We start from the raw sequence: 15,037 nt of genomic DNA, 5'->3' as shown, positions 1-15,037 counted from the left end.
CACATTGGATCGCGATGCGATTCAATGTGCCCGGATCCGGCTCTGAGGCATAAAAAAGGGGCCGCCGGATCGCCCGGCGGCCCCTTTCTCTTGCGCTGTGCCGGAAGGGTCAGAGGTTCTTGACCACTTCCTCGGTGACCTTCTTGGCGTCGCCGAACAGCATCATGGTGTTGTCGCGGAAGAACAACTCGTTCTCCACGCCGGCATAGCCCGAGCCCATGCCGCGCTTGATGAAGAGCACGGTCTTGGCCTTCTCCACGTCCAGGATCGGCATGCCGAAGATGGGAGAAGCCGGGTCGGTCTTGGCCGCCGGGTTGGTCACGTCGTTGGCGCCGATGACGAAGGCAACGTCCGCCTGGGCGAACTCGGAGTTGATGTCCTCCAGCTCAAACACCTCGTCATAGGGCACCTGGGCTTCCGCCAGCAGCACGTTCATGTGCCCGGGCATGCGGCCCGCCACCGGATGGATGGCGTACTTCACCTCGACACCCTCTTCCTTGAGGATATCGGCCATTTCGCGCAGCGCGTGCTGGGCCTGGGCCACCGCCATGCCGTAGCCCGGCACGATGATGACTTTCTGGGCGTTCTTCATGATGTAGGCCGCATCATCCGCCGAGCCCTGCTTGATCGGCCGGGCTTCCACCGCGCCGGCCGGTCCGCCGGCCGTCTCGCCGCCGAAGCCGCCCAGGATGACGGAGATGAAGGAGCGGTTCATGCCCTTACACATGATGTAGGACAGGATCGCACCCGAGGAACCCACCAGCGCGCCGGTGATGATCAGCGCCGTATTGCCCAGGGTGAAGCCGATGCCGGCCGCCGCCCAACCCGAATAGGAGTTGAGCATGGACACCACCACCGGCATGTCCGCGCCGCCGATCGGGATGATGAGCAGGCCGCCCAGCACCAGCGAGATGATGGTGATGATCCAGAACAGGGTGATGGAGCCGGTCATCACGAAGGCGACGATCAGCACCACCAGCAGGATGGCGAGGCCCGCATTCACCAGGTGGCGGAACGGCAGCATGATGGGCTTGCCCGACATGTTTCCGTTCAGCTTGGCGAAGGCGATGATGGAGCCGGTGAAGGTGATGGCGCCGATGGCCACGCCCAGCGACATTTCCACCAGGCTCGCGCCATGGAGATGGCCGGGGTCACCGATGCCGAAGGCGGCGGGCGCATAGAGCGCGGCGGCCGCCACCAGCACTGCGGCAAGGCCGACCAGCGAGTGGAAGGCCGCCACCAGCTGCGGCATGGCGGTCATGGCGATGCGGCGGGCGACCACCGCGCCGATGCCACCACCGATGCCGATGCCGGCGATCACCAGCACCCAGCCGATGGCGTCGGCGGGCGGGGAGAGGGCCAGCGTGGTCAGGACCGCAATGCCCATGCCGACCATGCCGAACAGGTTTCCCTGCCGGGAGGTGGTGGGATGCGACAGGCCGCGCAGCGCCAGGATGAACAGGATGCCCGAGACCAGGTAAAGGAGGGCGGCGATATTGGCGTTCATCGCTCAGATCCTCACTTCTTCTTCTGGTACATGGCGAGCATGCGGCTGGTCACGAGGAACCCGCCGAAAATGTTCACCGAGGCGAAGATGAGCGCGATGAAGCCGAACAGGCGCGCGCCCCAGGAATGGCCGACATCGCCGACCGTCGAGACACCCACCGCCAGGAGGGCGCCCACCACGATCACCGAGGAGATGGCGTTGGTGACGGACATCAGGGGCGTGTGAAGCGCCGGGGTCACCGACCACACCACGTAATAGCCCACGAACACCGCCAGCACGAAGATGGACAGGCGGAAGACGAAGGGGTCGATGGCCCCGCCGGTGGCGGCATGGGCGGCGGCGCCAAGGGCGGTGGCCGCCTGGTCCGCGTAGGCCTGGGCAACTTCGGCCGCCTGGCGGGCCACCTCGGCGGCGGCGCGCGCCTGGGAGGCGGCATCCACGGCCGTCTGCGATGCAACATTGCTCATTGGACGGCTCCCTCAACCTTGGGGGCGAAGCTGGGATGGACGACGGCGCCGTCGCGGGTGAGGAGCGTCGCCTTCACGAGCTCGTCGTCCCACTTCACCGCCAGGGCCTTGGAGCCCTTGTCGATCATGGTCTCAAGGAATGCGAAGAGGTTCTTCGCATAAAGCTGGGAGGCGGACGCGGCGACCCGGCCGGGCACGTTGAGGTAGCCGACGATCTTCACGCCGTTCACATTGGTGATGTAGCCGGCCTGCGAGCCTTCCACATTGCCGCCGCGCTCGACCGCGAGATCCACGATCACCGAGCCGGGCTTCATGGAGGCCACCATGGCCGCCGTCACCAGGCGGGGCGCGGCCCGGCCGGGAATGAGGGCGGTGGTGATCACCAGGTCCTGCTTCTTGATGTGCTCGGCGACGAGGGCCGCCTGCTTGGCCTGGTATTCCGCCGACATGGGCTTGGCATAGCCCGCAGCGGTCTCGGCCTGCTTGAACTCCTCGTCCTCCACCGCGATGAACTTGGCGCCGAGAGACTCGACCTGTTCCTTGGCGGCGGGGCGCACGTCGGTGGCGGTCACCACGGCGCCGAGGCGGCGGGCGGTGGCGATGGCCTGGAGACCGGCGACGCCCGCGCCCATGACGAAGCAGCGCGCGGCGGGAACGGTGCCCGCGGCGGTCATCATCATCGGCAGCGCGCGGCCGAACTGCTCGGCGGCATCGATCACGGCGCGATAGCCGGCGAGGTTCGCCTGCGAGGACAGCACATCCATCACCTGCGCACGGGTAATGCGCGGCATCAGCTCCATGGAGAAGGCGGAGACGCCCGCGTCGGCCATGGCCTTCAGCGCAGCATCGTTGCCATAGGGGTCCATGATGGCCAGCACCAGCGCGCCGCGCGGGTAGGCGGACAGCTCGGCCTCGGTGGGACGGCGCACCTTGAGCACCACGTCGGCACCGGCCACAGCGTCGGCGGCGGTGGGAACAATGGTAGCGCCCATGGCCTCGTAATCGGCATCGACGATGCCGGAATTCAAGCCTGCCCCGCTCTGCACCGCGAAAGTGGCGCCGAGGGCGGACAAGCGCTTGACCGTATCCGGGGTCGCAGCGACCCGCGGCTCGCCGAGATCAACCTCGGCGGGGACAGCGATTTTCATCTGAAACGTCTCCGATGTCCGAGTGTTCAACTCAGAGCAGGAAAATCCACATGAGGACCATGAGCACGGCGACGCCTACGGTGCCCCATTTGGCGAGGCCCGTGAACAGAGCGTACGTCCGCTGATGCTCGGCATAATCGTTGCCTGCCGCGGTGGCATATTCCACCGAGCCGTGATCGGCCATGTCACTCCCCCTAGCGCGCTTTTTTGGACTTTGCCCTTTAACCTGGAAAGGGCGTTTGTGGCAACTGCGCGTGATATACAGTATTCCATATATCAAGACCTGACCAGCCCCATCACATGAGAATGTGATCGTGTTTGTTCTTGTTCTGTTCTATGTCTCGCGTTAGCCTGCAGGCATGGATTTACGCCACGACTCAACAGCTTCCGTCCCTAGCGGCAGCTTCGGCCGCCACGGCGGGGTCATGCGCTCCGCAGACGCTCCGGGCGGCGATTCCGCTGCCCGGCCACGAAAGAAAAAAACGCCGCACCCGGAACGGATTGTCGGGCGCCTCATGCAGGACCGGCAGTCCGCCCAGCTGGCCGCCCAGCAGGCCGCGATGGAGGCTTCCCTGGAGGCGGCCCAGGAGGCGGCCGGTCCCTTTGCCAGCGAGACGCTGCCCTGCACCATCGATGCGGACCGGCGGCGCGGCAGGGGCGCCGTCTCCAATGCCACCGGCCGGTTCGAGCCGGCGGCGCGCATCCCCTTCGACGATGGCTGGGACAGCCTGGAGGACCTGCCGCCCTTCCTTACGCAGGTGACCGAGGAGCGGGCGCGCACCGTCATCACGCGCAACCAGTCGCCGGACATCGCGTTCGACCGGTCAATCAACGCCTATCGGGGCTGCGAGCATGGCTGCATCTATTGCTTCGCCCGCCCCACCCACGCCTATCAGGGCCTCTCGGCGGGGATCGATTTCGAGACGCAGCTGTTCGTGAAGCCGGATGCGCCGGAATTGCTGGCGCGCGAGCTGGCGCACCCGTCCTACAAGCCGCGCACCATCGCCATGGGCACCAATACGGACCCCTACCAGCCCATTGAGCGGCGCTGGGAGATCACCCGCAAGCTCCTGGGGGTGCTGAATGATTTCGGCCACCCGGTGGGCATCGTCACCAAGTCCGGCCTGGTGGCGCGGGACATCGACATCCTCAAACCCATGGCCGAGCGGGGTCTGGTGAAGGTGGCCATCTCCATCACCACGCTGGACCACAAGCTCTCCCGTCTCATGGAGCCGCGGGCCGCCTCGCCCATGCGCCGGCTGGAGACCATCCGGCGCCTGACGGACGCCGGTATCCCCACCGCCGTGCTGACGGCGCCGCTCATCCCCGCGCTCAACGACATGGAGATCGAGCGCATCCTGGATTCCGCCAAGGCCGCCGGGGCAACGGAGGCCGGCTATGTGACCTTGCGCCTGCCGCTGGAAATCGCCGACCTGTTCCGGGAATGGCTGGTCACCCATTTCCCCGACAAGGCCCGCCACGTTCTCTCCCTGGTGCGGGAGATGCACGGGGGGCGGGACTATGATTCCACCTTCGGCACACGCGGGCGGGGTACCGGGCCTTACGCCTGGACCATCGGCCGGCGCTTCGAGATCGCCGCCGGGCGCCTCGGGCTGGTGGGCCGCGGCCTGAAGCTGACCACCGAGCATTTTCGCCGGCCGCCCCAGCCGGGCGAGCAATTGTCCCTGTTCTGACCCCTCCCTGCCGCGCCAAGGTGGCCCATCATGCCCTCTCCTGAAGCCGCGCCCGACACCGCGCCGCGCCCTGGCCTCCATCTCGTCACGCTGGGGGTCGCGGACCTGCCGCGCGCGGCCGCCTTCTATGCCGCGTTCGGCCTGGTGCGCCGGGGCCAGACGCACGCCAATGTGGCCTTCTTCGAGGCCGGCGGCGTGATCTTGTCCCTTTATCCCTCGGACGCGCTGGCGCGGGACGCGGAGGTCACGGACCTCGACGGACCCGACGCCTTTCGCGGCATCACGCTGGCCTGCAACACCGCCACGGAGGCCGAGGTGGACGCGCTGATGGCGCGGGCTGCCACCCTGGGCGCCCGGGTCCTGCGGCCGGCGCAGCCTGTCTTCTGGGGCGGCTACATGGGCTATTTCGCCGATCCCGACGGGCACGTCTGGGAGGTCGCCCACAACCCCTATTTCCCGTTCGACGGGCAAGGTCGTCTGGTGGTGCCGGACTGAGGCCCGCGCGCGACCTCAGGCGGTCGGCGCCCCTTGGCCGGGCACCGTCGGACGGTGGCGGGGAAACAGGCGCTGCAGGAAGGCCCGGCCGAGCAGGCGGTAGGCTGCCAGGGCATGCCGGATCTGCGGGCGCCAGCCCAGCCGCTCCTGATCCAGAACCCGGCGCAGGGCCTGGGCGTAGTCATGGAGCAGGCCCGGCGTCCAGGTGATGCTGTCCGCATAGGACCGCAAGGCGGCCGCCGTCCACACGTCCGGGTTCATCATGAGAGAGAGCATGCGCCGCCGCGCCTGCGGCCCTGCCAGCACCCCTTCCAGCGCCGCATCGAGCGCCAGGGCAGCGGCAATGGAGCACGAGCGGTTGGCCACATTGTAGGTCTTGTCCACCCGGTACTGCGCCCAGAATTCCTCAAGCTGGGCCAGATTGAACAGGCGGAAGCGGATGATGACCTCGGAGGGCCCCCGGTAGGAGCTTTCATAGGCGTAGGTGTCGAGGAAATTGCCCTCGTGGTCGTTCTCCGCCGAGGCATTGGAGATGCGCACCAGGCTGGTGACCTCGATGCGCTTCACCGCCACGTGGCTGATATAGAGGCCGGTGGCATGCTCCAGCGCCGCATGTCCGGGATAGGGATAGCCGTCCTTGGCGAACTGGGCGATGTAGCGGTCGAACACCGGCGGGCGGAAGGCATTCTCGCCCGGCTTGGGCAGCCAGATGCGCAACAGCAGCGGGGCCGCTGGCGGCTCCCGGAGCGGCCGGGGATGATGCTCGGCGCGGGGGCTCCGCGCATACCATTTGGGCGCCCGGAACCATGAAAGGGAGGTGAGCGAGCGGTCGAGCGGCAGGTGTCGCAGGCGCCAGGCAAATGCACTCACCGTGACGCCGCTCAACAGCGTGGCGAGGCCCACGCAGAGCGGCACGATCCGCTCGTAGGGCAAGGGCCGGTCCAGGAGCGCCATCAGCGCCAGCCCGATCTCGAACACCGCCCCCACCGCCGTCACCGGCCATGCCGCGTAGCGCACCACCACCGAGGCGAGGAGGCGGATGAGGCCATCGCAGAAATAGATCGCCCCGAACAGGATGCAGGCCGCCGCCCGGTCCTGCGGCAGGCTCATGCCCAGGATCAGTAGCCCCACCCCCATGGTGATGACGGCCCGGGCCAGAAAGAAGCGGCGGCGATAGGAGTGAAGCCCGATCTGGAGCAGCAGCACCAGGACGCCGTCCGCCAGGATCAGAAAGCCCAGCATCTGGGTGGCCAGCGCGGAACCCGCGCCCCCCATGTCCACCATGATGAAGAGACCGAGCAGGACCCAGATCATCCCGACGCCGGCAAGCCAGCGCCACTCGCCGCGAACGGTCTCGGTGCCGAGAAGCAGGAGGATGAGACGAAACATCGAAGCCCTTTTGGGTCGCTCCCGCGCTTTTAGCAAAACCCACGGCCCAGCTACAGCTCCCTTCTCAGGGTTTCTTAAACACTCTCAGGTCGTTATGCTCGACATCCACCGTCCGTAACGTGAGGATCACCGCCATGCCAGGAGATGCCGCTGCGGCATTCGATGTGGTGCCCTATACGGACGAGATGCGCGATGGGCTGGCGGACCTCTGGGTGGCCAGCTGGGCGAAGACCATGCCGGACATCGATTTCGAGGCACGGCGCCCCTGGTTCCTCGGCCATGTCCAGACGCTGCGCACGACTGGCGCGGAGTTTCTGGTGGCGTGTCCCATGGGGCGGGAGGCAGAGCCCGCCGGCTTCGTCGCCATTGCCCCCGCCACCGGCTATCTGGACCAGCTGGCAGTTGCCCCCGCCTTTTGGGGCCAGGGGGCGGCGGAGGCGTTGATGGCGGCGGCGCGCGCCATCTCCCCGGCGGGCATTGCCCTGGATGTGAACCAGGACAATCCCCGCGCGGTCGCCTTCTACCGGCGCCTGGGCTTCGCCATCGCGCGGGAAGGGCGCAATCCACTGTCCGGGCGCGCCATCTGGCGCATGGAATGGAAGCCCGGCGACCTGGTCCGCGCAGACTGACACAGGTACGAGCGCCAAGCCTTTCCCTTGGAGCAGAAGCCCGGTTGCCAGGCCCGTCAGGCGGTGCCGTTGAACTGAAGCGCCGCCAGCCGGGCATAAAGCCCGCCCTTGGCCACCAATTCCCCGTGCGTGCCCTCATCCACGATGCGACCGCCTTCCATCACCAGGATGCGGTCGGCGGACAGCACGGTGGCGAGGCGGTGGGCGATGACGAGGGTGGTGCGCCCGGTCATGGAGCGCTCCAGCGCCGTCTGCACCAGCGTCTCGCTTTCCGCATCGAGGGCGGACGTGGCTTCGTCCAGCAGCAGGATGGGCGCGGCGCGCAGAATGGCGCGGGCGATCACGATGCGCTGGCGCTGCCCGCCGGAGAGCATCACGCCCCGCTCTCCCACTTGGGTTTCCCAGCCCTGCGGCAGGCGGGCCACGAACTCGTCCACCAAGGCGGCGTGGCCGGCCTGCTCCACCTCGGCGTCGGTGGCCTCGGGCCGGGCGATGCGGATGTTCTCCCGCACCGTATCGGCAAAAATGGCGACATCCTGCGGCACCAGGGCGAGCTGACGACGCACCGCCACCGGATCGCAATCGGCAATGTCCAGGCCGTCGAGCCGGATCTGGCCGGCCTGCGGATCATAGAAGCGCTCCAGCAACTGGAACACCGTGCTCTTGCCTGCCCCCGACGGCCCCACCAGCGCCACCCGCTCGCCGGGCCGCACCGTGAAGGACACGCCGTGCAACGCCCGCCCATCCGGCCGGGTGGGATAGGCGAAGGACACCTCATCGAACTGGATGGCACCCGAGAGGCGGGCGGGCAGCACCTTCGGGCGTGCGGGCGCCTTCACCTGCGGCGTTTCGCGCAGCAATTCACCGATGCGCTCGGCCGCGCCCGTGGCGGAGGCGACCTCGCCCCAGGTCTGGGACAATTCGCCAAGACCGCTCGCCGCCAGCACGGCGAACAGCACGAACTGGCTGAGGTCACCCGCCGTCATGGTGCCCGCAATCACGGACTGGGCGCCCGCCCAGAGCACGCCCACCACGCTGGCGAACACAAGGAAAATGCCCACCCCGGTCAGAGCCGCTCGCGCCTTGGTGGCGTCCCGCGCGGCGACGAAGGCCCGCTCCACGGCTGCCCCGAAGCGCGTCCGGGCGGCGCCCTCGGCGCTCGATGCCTGCACGGCCCGCATGGCGGAAATGGCTTCCGCCGCATAGGCCGAGGCATCCGCCAGCGTATCCTGCGCCAGGCGCGAGCGCTTGCGCACCCGGCGCCCGGAGGCCACCAGCGGCAGCACAATGAGCGGAATGGCCACCAATACCAGCGCGGACAGGCGCGGGCTCGTCACCACCATCATCACCACCGAGCCGACGCACAGGGCGAAATTGCGCAGGGCGATGGAAGCCGAGGTCGCCACCACCACCTTGATCTGGGTGGTGTCGGCGGTCAGTCGCGAGGTCAGCTCCCCCGCGCGGGCGGTGTCATAGAAGGCCCCGTCCAGCAGCGTGAGGCGGGCAAAGACGGCATCGCGCAGATCCGCAACGACCCGCTCGCCCAGCGTGGTGACGAGATAATAGCGGACGGCGGAGGCCGCCGCGAGAACGCCCACCACCACCAGCAGCATCATGAAATAGCGGTCGATGAGACCGGCCTCGGGGGCGGTGAAGCCGTGGTCGATCATCCGCCGGACCGCGATGGGCATGGCCAGCGTCGCCACCGCCGCCACCACCAGGGCGACAAGTGCCGCCGCCACCCGCGCCCGATAGCGCAGCAGGTGCGGCAGCAAGGACAGGAGCGGGCCGAGCGAACGCCGCCGCCCGGATGCCCCTTGGGAAGGCGCTTGGGAAGCGGGGTTTGGCGGAAGTTGCGGACGATCCGCTGAGGTGTCGGCTTGTGTCAACGCATGCTCTCGTTTATAGACCCGCCACTTCCGTCAGGAAACGAATTCATACCGTCGCCGTTCGGCTGGTCTCTGGCGCGGCGAGAAGGACGTGACCCATGAAGAGCGAAATTCACCCCGACTACCACTTCATCAAGGTGGTTATGACGGACGGCACCGAGTACACGACGCGGTCGACCTACGGCAAGGAGGGTGACACCCTTCAGCTGGACATCGACCCCCGCACCCACCCCGCGTGGACCGGCGGCACCCAGCAGCTCATGGACCGCGGCGGCCGCGTGTCCCGGTTCAAGAACAAGTTCGGCGGCCTGCTCAAGGGCTGATCCGAGAGGCGCGTCCGGCGGCGCAGGCACTCACGGCCTGCGCGCCATGGTCGCACCCCAGCTTGGACCTCGTTTGGACCAACGCCTGGGCTGGAAGGACCTGATCCGCGATGGATAGGCCCTGTCCGGCCCCGGTGTTTTTGTGCGTCTGCATGCCGGAAGCCGGACATTGGCCAAGCGTGCGGCCGCGCCAGCTGCCATGGGGCGGCCAGGTGCCGAAAAGCGGGGGGTGCAGATATGCCCGGGGGGAGGCGCCAAGCCGGGCGTGACGAGGCAGCGGTGGCCGCGACCGGCCTATTCCGGCCCGCTGCGGACCAGTTGAAGATGGGGCCGGCCGATGGGCGCGGGCCGCTCGCCATTGGCATTGGCGGCCGCCAGAAGATGCTCGGCCCGCGCGCAGACCGCTGAACGCAGCGCCTCGGCCTCCGCCCGCAGGGCTTTCAGACCATCCGGGTGATCGGCAGAGGGCACCGGCGCGGGCGCCTTCAGATCAGTGCGGCTCGCCTGCAGGCGCACCACATCCATGGAAATCTCGCCTTCCGCCACCGCCCGTTCCATCAGGAGCCAGGCGGCGATCTGCAGCAGCAAGGTGGTCAGCGCCCGCGATTCTGCGTGATAGGCGGTATTGGCCTCGTCGGAGAGCTGGGCCGCCTCAAACCGGCCGGGGCCGCCCAGATAGGCGCTGACCCGCTCCAAGAGCGCCATTCCGTCGCGATAAAGATGGGAAAAGGGCCCATTGCCCGGCACGCCCAGGGTCGCAATGCTCCGGTCCATCTGCGCCTCCCGACGGCCAAGGGGCGCGTCCAAGGGGGGCGCGTCCAAGCGTAAGGCACCAGAGTGCACCCGTGTTGCGGCGGAATCCAGGCCGGGCCGGTCCGTTAAGGCAAAATTACGGGGATGAGGCGCGCTCACAGAAGAGCCGCCTTGCGGCGGCTCAGGTCGACGGGAGGACGCCAGATGTCCGGGAAGGCCGGGAGAGAGCGAAGGGCCTTCCATCGGAACACCGCCAGGATGGCAGATGGGGCTTAACAAGGGCTGAACGGTTACAGCTTGAAGAAGGCATCGGCGGCACTGCGCGAGGCCTTTTTGGCGGCCAGCGCCCCCTCCAGGCGCACGATCTCCGCCTTCAGCAGGGCGATGCGATCCAGAAGCTCATTCTCGGACAGCCGCGACACGTCGGCGCCGGGCTGAATGGGCGAGGGTGGGGGAGCGGGACGGTCATCATCCATGGGTCAACCTCCGATCAAAGCGCCCGTATCCTGACCTTGCCTTTGGGGCAGCCGGATCTTCGCCCACGACGCGCCGGGCGCGACGCCATTTTCGCGCCACGCCGCATGGGTTACTAGAGGGCCATCGATTGCGGCCCGTGCCGCCCACCCCGCACCGTCACGGACGGGGGATGTCCCTCCCCTTCACCGCTCCAGAACGGAACCGTGCCATGACCGACCTGCCCGCCACCATGTCCGCCATCTGCATTTCCGCGCCCGGCGGGCCGGAGGTGCTCGTGCCGTGCGAGCGCCCCATGCCCGTGCCCGCCGCCGGCGAAGTGCTCATCAAGGTGGCGGCGGCAGGGGTCAACCGGCCGGACGTGGTGCAGCGGCGCGGCCTCTATCCTGCCCCTCCCGGCGCCTCGGACCTGCCGGGTCTGGAGATTTCCGGCACGGTGGTGGCGCTCGGCGCCGGCGTGACGCGCCACAAGCTGGGGGACGAGGTCTGTGCGCTGGCGGCGGGGGGCGGCTATGCCGCCTATTGCACGGCCCCCGAGGCCACCACCTTGCCGGTGCCCGCGGGCTTCTCCATGGTGGAAGCGGCCGCCCTGCCGGAGACTTTCTTCACCGTCTGGAGCAATGTCTTCGACCGCGCACGGCTGCAGGCGGGCGAGACGCTGCTGGTCCATGGCGGCACCTCCGGCATCGGCACCACGGCCATTCAGCTGGGCAAGGCCTTCGGTGCCCGCGTGATCGTGACCGCCGGCTCGCCGGAAAAGTGCGAGGCCTGCCGGCGCCTCGGGGCCGACGTGGCCATCGACTATAAGAGCGAGGATTTCGTCGCCGTGGTGAAAAGCGCCACCGGCGGCAAGGGCGCCCATGTGATCCTGGACATGGTGGGCGGCTCCTACATCCAGCGCAATTACGAGGCCGCCGCCGTCGAAGGGCGCATCGTGCAGATCGCCTTCCAGGACGGGTCCAAGGTGCAGATCGACTTCATGCGCCTGATGCTGAAGCGCCTCACCCACACCGGCTCGACCCTGCGCGCCCGCCCGGTGGCCGACAAGGCCGCCATCGCCGACGCGCTTCAGGAGAAGGTCTGGCCGCTGCTGGCCCAGGGCGCCATCCGCCCGCTCATCGATCGCACCTTCCCGCTCGCCGAGGCCGCGGCTGCCCATGCCCGGATGGAATCCAGCGCGCATGTGGGCAAGATCGTGCTCGAGGTGGCGTGATGCGCCCTGGCGGAAGCCGCCGCCCCACGGCGGTTTCCGCCACCTCCTGCTGCGTCAGCCGGGCCTTCGCCTTGCTCCGGCCAAAGGTGGGCGCTAGTGATGACACCTTCCCCCGGTTCACCGGGTGCGGAGGCTCGCCGTTGCGTTCTGTCCTGGTTCTTTTGGTCCTTCTCCTTGCCGCCCTGCTTCCCGTGCGTCCTGCCGGCGCTGTCGAGGCCGTGGCCGTGCGTCTTGATGCCAAGGTCACCGACCTCCTGCCGGCGGTCGAGCACTATAATACCGACACCGACCGATTACAGATTTCCACGGTGCCCGGCACCGACGGCATCGTGCGCCGGATCGAGGTGCGTGCCTCCGATGGCGAGGCCAAGGCCCATTGGGTGGTCTTCGCCCTGTCCAACAATACCGACGAGCAGGTGGACCGCCTCATCGTCGCGCCCTTCTACCGCATGGTGGGATCGGGCCTGTTCTGGCCGGACCTGGGCAACCGGCGCATCCTGAACCTGACCCCGAGCCAGGGCTTCAAGCCCGAGCGCCAGAGCGCGCCGGATTCGGACGTGTTCCTGGTGACCCTGGATCCCGGCAGCACCGTCACCTTCGTCGCCGAACTGACCGGCGAGAAGCTGCCGCAGCTCTATCTGTGGGAGCCCGACGCCTTCAAGGACAAGGTGAACAGCTTCACCTTGTACCATGGCATCGTCATCGGCATTGCCGGCCTCCTGGCGCTGTTCCTGACCATCCTGTTCGTGGTGAAAGGCTCGGTCATGTTCCCGGCGGCGGCAGCGCTCGCCTGGGCGGTGCTGGGCTATATCGGGCTTGATTTCTCCTTCTGGTCGAAGGTGTTCGGCCTCTCCCCCATTGCTGAGCAATTCTGGCGAGCGGCGGGCGAGGCGATCCTCACCGCCACCTTGCTGGTCTTCCTGTTTGCCTATCTCAACCTCAACCGCTGGCATGTGCGCTATGTGCACGTGGCCGCCGGCTGGCTGGTCTTTCTTGCCGCCCTGGTGGTGGTGGCCCTGCTGGATGCCCCCGTCGCCGCCGGCATTGCCCGACTGTCCCTGTTCGCCGTGGCCGTAGCCGGGCTCGGCATCGTCATCTGGCTGTCCCAGCACGGCTATGACCGTGCCGTGCTCATCATCCCCACTTGGCTCCTGCTGTTGGCCTGGGTGGTCATGGCCGGCCTGACCGTCGAAGCCGTGGTGACCAACGACCTGGTGGCTCCGGCCCTGTCCGGCGGCCTGGTGCTCATCGTCATGCTCATCGGCTTCACGGTGATGCAGCACGCCTTTGCCGGCCTCGGCGCGGTGCAGGGCTCCACCTCTGACCTGGAGCGCCGCGCTTTGGCGCTCGCCGGCTCCGGCCATCTGGTGTGGGACTGGGACGTGGACAGCGACCGCATCTACACCTCGCCCGAGGTGGAAGACGCCCTCGGCCTGAAACGCCGCTCGCTGGAAACCGAAGCCGCCGGCTGGCTGGAAGTGCTGCACCCCGCCGACCGCGACCGCTTCCGCGCCACCCTCGACGGCATCATCGACCAGCGGCGCGGGCGCATCGACCAGGACTTCCGCCTGCGCGCCATCGACGGGCATTATCTCACCTTCAACCTGCGTGCCCGCCCCGTGGTGGGCGCCGATGGCGAGGTGGTCCGCTGCATCGGCACCCTGGTGGACGTGACCGGCGAACGCATCGCCGCCGAGCGCCTGCTGCATGATGCAGTGCGCGACAATCTCACCGGCCTGCCCAATCGCGAATTGTTCCTGGATCGCCTGGATCAGGCGCTGACCTTCACCCGGCTCGACGACACGCTGAAGCCCACGGTGATGGTCATCGATTTGGATCGGTTCAAACAGGTGAATGTGTCGGTGGGCATGGCCATGGCCGATTCCATCCTGCTGACCGTTGCCCGGCGCATGATGCGCCTCTTGAAGCCGCAGGACACGCTGGCGCGCATCTCCGGCGATCAGTTCGGCCTCATCCTCATGTCCGAGCGCGATCCCGAGCGCATCACCACCTTCGCCGACACCCTGCGCCGCTCGCTGCGCGCGCCCATCACCTTCGCCGACCGGGAAGTCTTCATCACCGCCTCCATCGGGCTCGTGCTGTCCGGCGGCGACCAGGCCAAGCGCACCGACGTGCTGAAGGATGCGGAACTGGCCATGTATTTCGCCAAGCGCATCGGCGGCGACCGCATCGAGGTGTTCCGCCCGGCCATGCGCCAGCAGAAGACCGACCGGGTGGCGCTGGAGGACGATCTGCGCCGCGCTCTGGAGCGCGACGAGATCCTGGTGCGCTACCAACCCATCGTGCGGCTGGACGACCGGGCCATTGGCGGCTTCGAGGCCTTCCTGCGCTGGCGCCATCCGACCCTCGGCGAATTGCCTGCCGCCGAATTCCTGCCGCTGGCGGAGGAGACCGGCCTCATTCTCGACCTCGGCCTGTTCGCCCTGGAAAAGGCGGCCCGCCAGCTCGGCCAATGGCAGCGCCTGGTGCGGGTCGACCCGCCGCTCTTCATGCATGTGAACGTCTCGTCGCGGCAATTGCTGCGGCATGACCTGATCCAGGACCTAAAAGCGGTGCTCGCCCGCAACGTGGTGGCGGCCGGCTCCCTCAAGCTGGAGATCACCGAGGCCCTGGTGATGGAAAACCCCGAATATGCCGCCGTCATGCTGGCGCGCATGCGGGAACTGGGCGCGGGCCTGTGCCTCGATGACTTCGGCACCGGCCAATCGGCGCTGGCCTATCTCCAGCGCTTCCCGTTCGACAGCATCAAGATCGACCAGCGCTTCGTCCGCGACAGTGCCAAGGGTCCAGCCCGGGCGGCGCGTCCCATCATCGTCGGCTCCATCATCGACCTTGCCCACCATCTGGGCATGGACGTGGTGGCAGAAGGCCTGGAGCGGGAGGAAGAGGCCGGGGAGATGACCCATTTCGGGGCCGAATATGCCCAGGGCATCCTGTTCGGCGAGCCGCTGACGGCGGAAGAGTGCCGCGCCCTGTTCGAGCCAGTGCGCAGCGAGCCGCGCCGCCGCCGCAGCGCCGGCTGATCGGGACGGACG

The 15,037-nt window shown here is 67.9% G+C and carries 14 protein-coding genes; 6 read left to right on the top strand and 8 right to left on the bottom strand.

From position 1 onward, the window contains the following. Positions 1-109: 109 nt before the first annotated feature. From ACT54L_RS11165 to ACT54L_RS11150, 4 genes are read right to left on the bottom strand one after another with little or no spacing between them, the layout of a single operon-like run. On the bottom strand, positions 110-1,507 hold the full coding sequence (locus ACT54L_RS11165) for an NAD(P)(+) transhydrogenase (Re/Si-specific) subunit beta (RefSeq protein WP_476085641.1): 1,398 nt from the start codon (positions 1,505-1,507) through the stop codon (positions 110-112). An 11-nt stretch (positions 1,508-1,518) separates the two neighbouring features. After that, on the bottom strand, positions 1,519-1,974 hold the full coding sequence (locus ACT54L_RS11160) for a proton-translocating transhydrogenase family protein (protein WP_476085640.1): 456 nt from the start codon (positions 1,972-1,974) through the stop codon (positions 1,519-1,521). After that, positions 1,971-3,122: a Re/Si-specific NAD(P)(+) transhydrogenase subunit alpha gene (locus ACT54L_RS11155; RefSeq protein WP_476085639.1), complete on the bottom strand. Its 1,152-nt coding sequence runs from the start codon at positions 3,120-3,122 to the stop codon at positions 1,971-1,973. Before ACT54L_RS11155 ends, ACT54L_RS11160 begins: the two co-directional genes overlap by 4 nt. 31 nt (positions 3,123-3,153) lie before the next feature. Continuing rightward, on the bottom strand, positions 3,154-3,306 hold the full coding sequence (locus tag ACT54L_RS11150) for an aa3-type cytochrome c oxidase subunit IV (RefSeq protein ID WP_209104008.1): 153 nt from the start codon (positions 3,304-3,306) through the stop codon (positions 3,154-3,156). Positions 3,307-3,682: 376 nt separating this feature from the next. On the opposite strand from ACT54L_RS11150, the gene ACT54L_RS11145 reads away from it, so the two are divergent. Continuing rightward, positions 3,683-4,816, top strand: a complete 1,134-nt coding sequence (locus ACT54L_RS11145) for a PA0069 family radical SAM protein (protein WP_476085779.1) — start codon at positions 3,683-3,685, stop codon at positions 4,814-4,816. A gap of 30 nt (positions 4,817-4,846) precedes the next feature. Then, positions 4,847-5,311, top strand: a complete 465-nt coding sequence (locus ACT54L_RS11140) for a VOC family protein (protein ID WP_476085638.1) — start codon at positions 4,847-4,849, stop codon at positions 5,309-5,311. 15 nt (positions 5,312-5,326) lie between these two features. Here the strand turns inward: ACT54L_RS11140 and ACT54L_RS11135 are convergent, their stop codons facing one another. After that, entirely contained in the window at positions 5,327-6,700 is a 1,374-nt protein-coding gene (locus ACT54L_RS11135) for an HdeD family acid-resistance protein (protein WP_476085637.1), read from the bottom strand. A gap of 134 nt (positions 6,701-6,834) precedes the next feature. On the opposite strand from ACT54L_RS11135, the gene ACT54L_RS11130 reads away from it, so the two are divergent. Further along, positions 6,835-7,329, top strand: a complete 495-nt coding sequence (locus tag ACT54L_RS11130; RefSeq protein WP_476085636.1) for a GNAT family N-acetyltransferase — start codon at positions 6,835-6,837, stop codon at positions 7,327-7,329. A gap of 56 nt (positions 7,330-7,385) precedes the next feature. Here the strand turns inward: ACT54L_RS11130 and ACT54L_RS11125 are convergent, their stop codons facing one another. After that, positions 7,386-9,218 carry an ABC transporter transmembrane domain-containing protein gene (locus ACT54L_RS11125; protein ID WP_476085635.1) on the bottom strand — a complete coding sequence of 611 codons (1,833 nt, stop codon included), beginning with the start codon at positions 9,216-9,218 and terminating at the stop codon, positions 7,386-7,388. A 98-nt stretch (positions 9,219-9,316) separates the two neighbouring features. Here ACT54L_RS11125 and rpmE point away from each other — a divergent pair, with 98 nt between their 5' ends. Further along, positions 9,317-9,541, top strand: coding sequence for a 50S ribosomal protein L31 (gene rpmE / locus ACT54L_RS11120; RefSeq protein WP_274777750.1), 225 nt, complete (start codon positions 9,317-9,319; stop codon positions 9,539-9,541). Positions 9,542-9,835: 294 nt separating this feature from the next. Here rpmE and ACT54L_RS11115 read toward each other — a convergent pair whose 3' ends face one another. Together ACT54L_RS11115 and ACT54L_RS11110 are read right to left on the bottom strand one after the other, a co-directional pair. Then, on the bottom strand, positions 9,836-10,315 hold the full coding sequence (locus ACT54L_RS11115) for a DUF1465 family protein (protein WP_476085634.1): 480 nt from the start codon (positions 10,313-10,315) through the stop codon (positions 9,836-9,838). A 269-nt stretch (positions 10,316-10,584) separates the two neighbouring features. Beyond that, positions 10,585-10,770: a DUF1192 family protein gene (locus ACT54L_RS11110; RefSeq protein ID WP_476085633.1), complete on the bottom strand. Its 186-nt coding sequence runs from the start codon at positions 10,768-10,770 to the stop codon at positions 10,585-10,587. Positions 10,771-10,979: 209 nt separating this feature from the next. Between ACT54L_RS11110 and ACT54L_RS11105 the strand changes: the two genes are divergently transcribed. Next, positions 10,980-11,981, top strand: a complete 1,002-nt coding sequence (locus ACT54L_RS11105) for an NAD(P)H-quinone oxidoreductase (RefSeq protein ID WP_476085632.1) — start codon at positions 10,980-10,982, stop codon at positions 11,979-11,981. A gap of 140 nt (positions 11,982-12,121) precedes the next feature. Beyond that, positions 12,122-15,025, top strand: a complete 2,904-nt coding sequence (locus ACT54L_RS11100) for an EAL domain-containing protein (protein ID WP_476085631.1) — start codon at positions 12,122-12,124, stop codon at positions 15,023-15,025. Positions 15,026-15,037: the final 12 nt, after the last annotated feature.

The sequence above is a fragment of the Aquabacter sp. DMC10 genome (assembly GCF_056314145.1).
The sequence above is the reverse complement of the archived record's forward strand: the minus strand, read 5'-3'. Positions and strand labels throughout refer to the sequence as shown.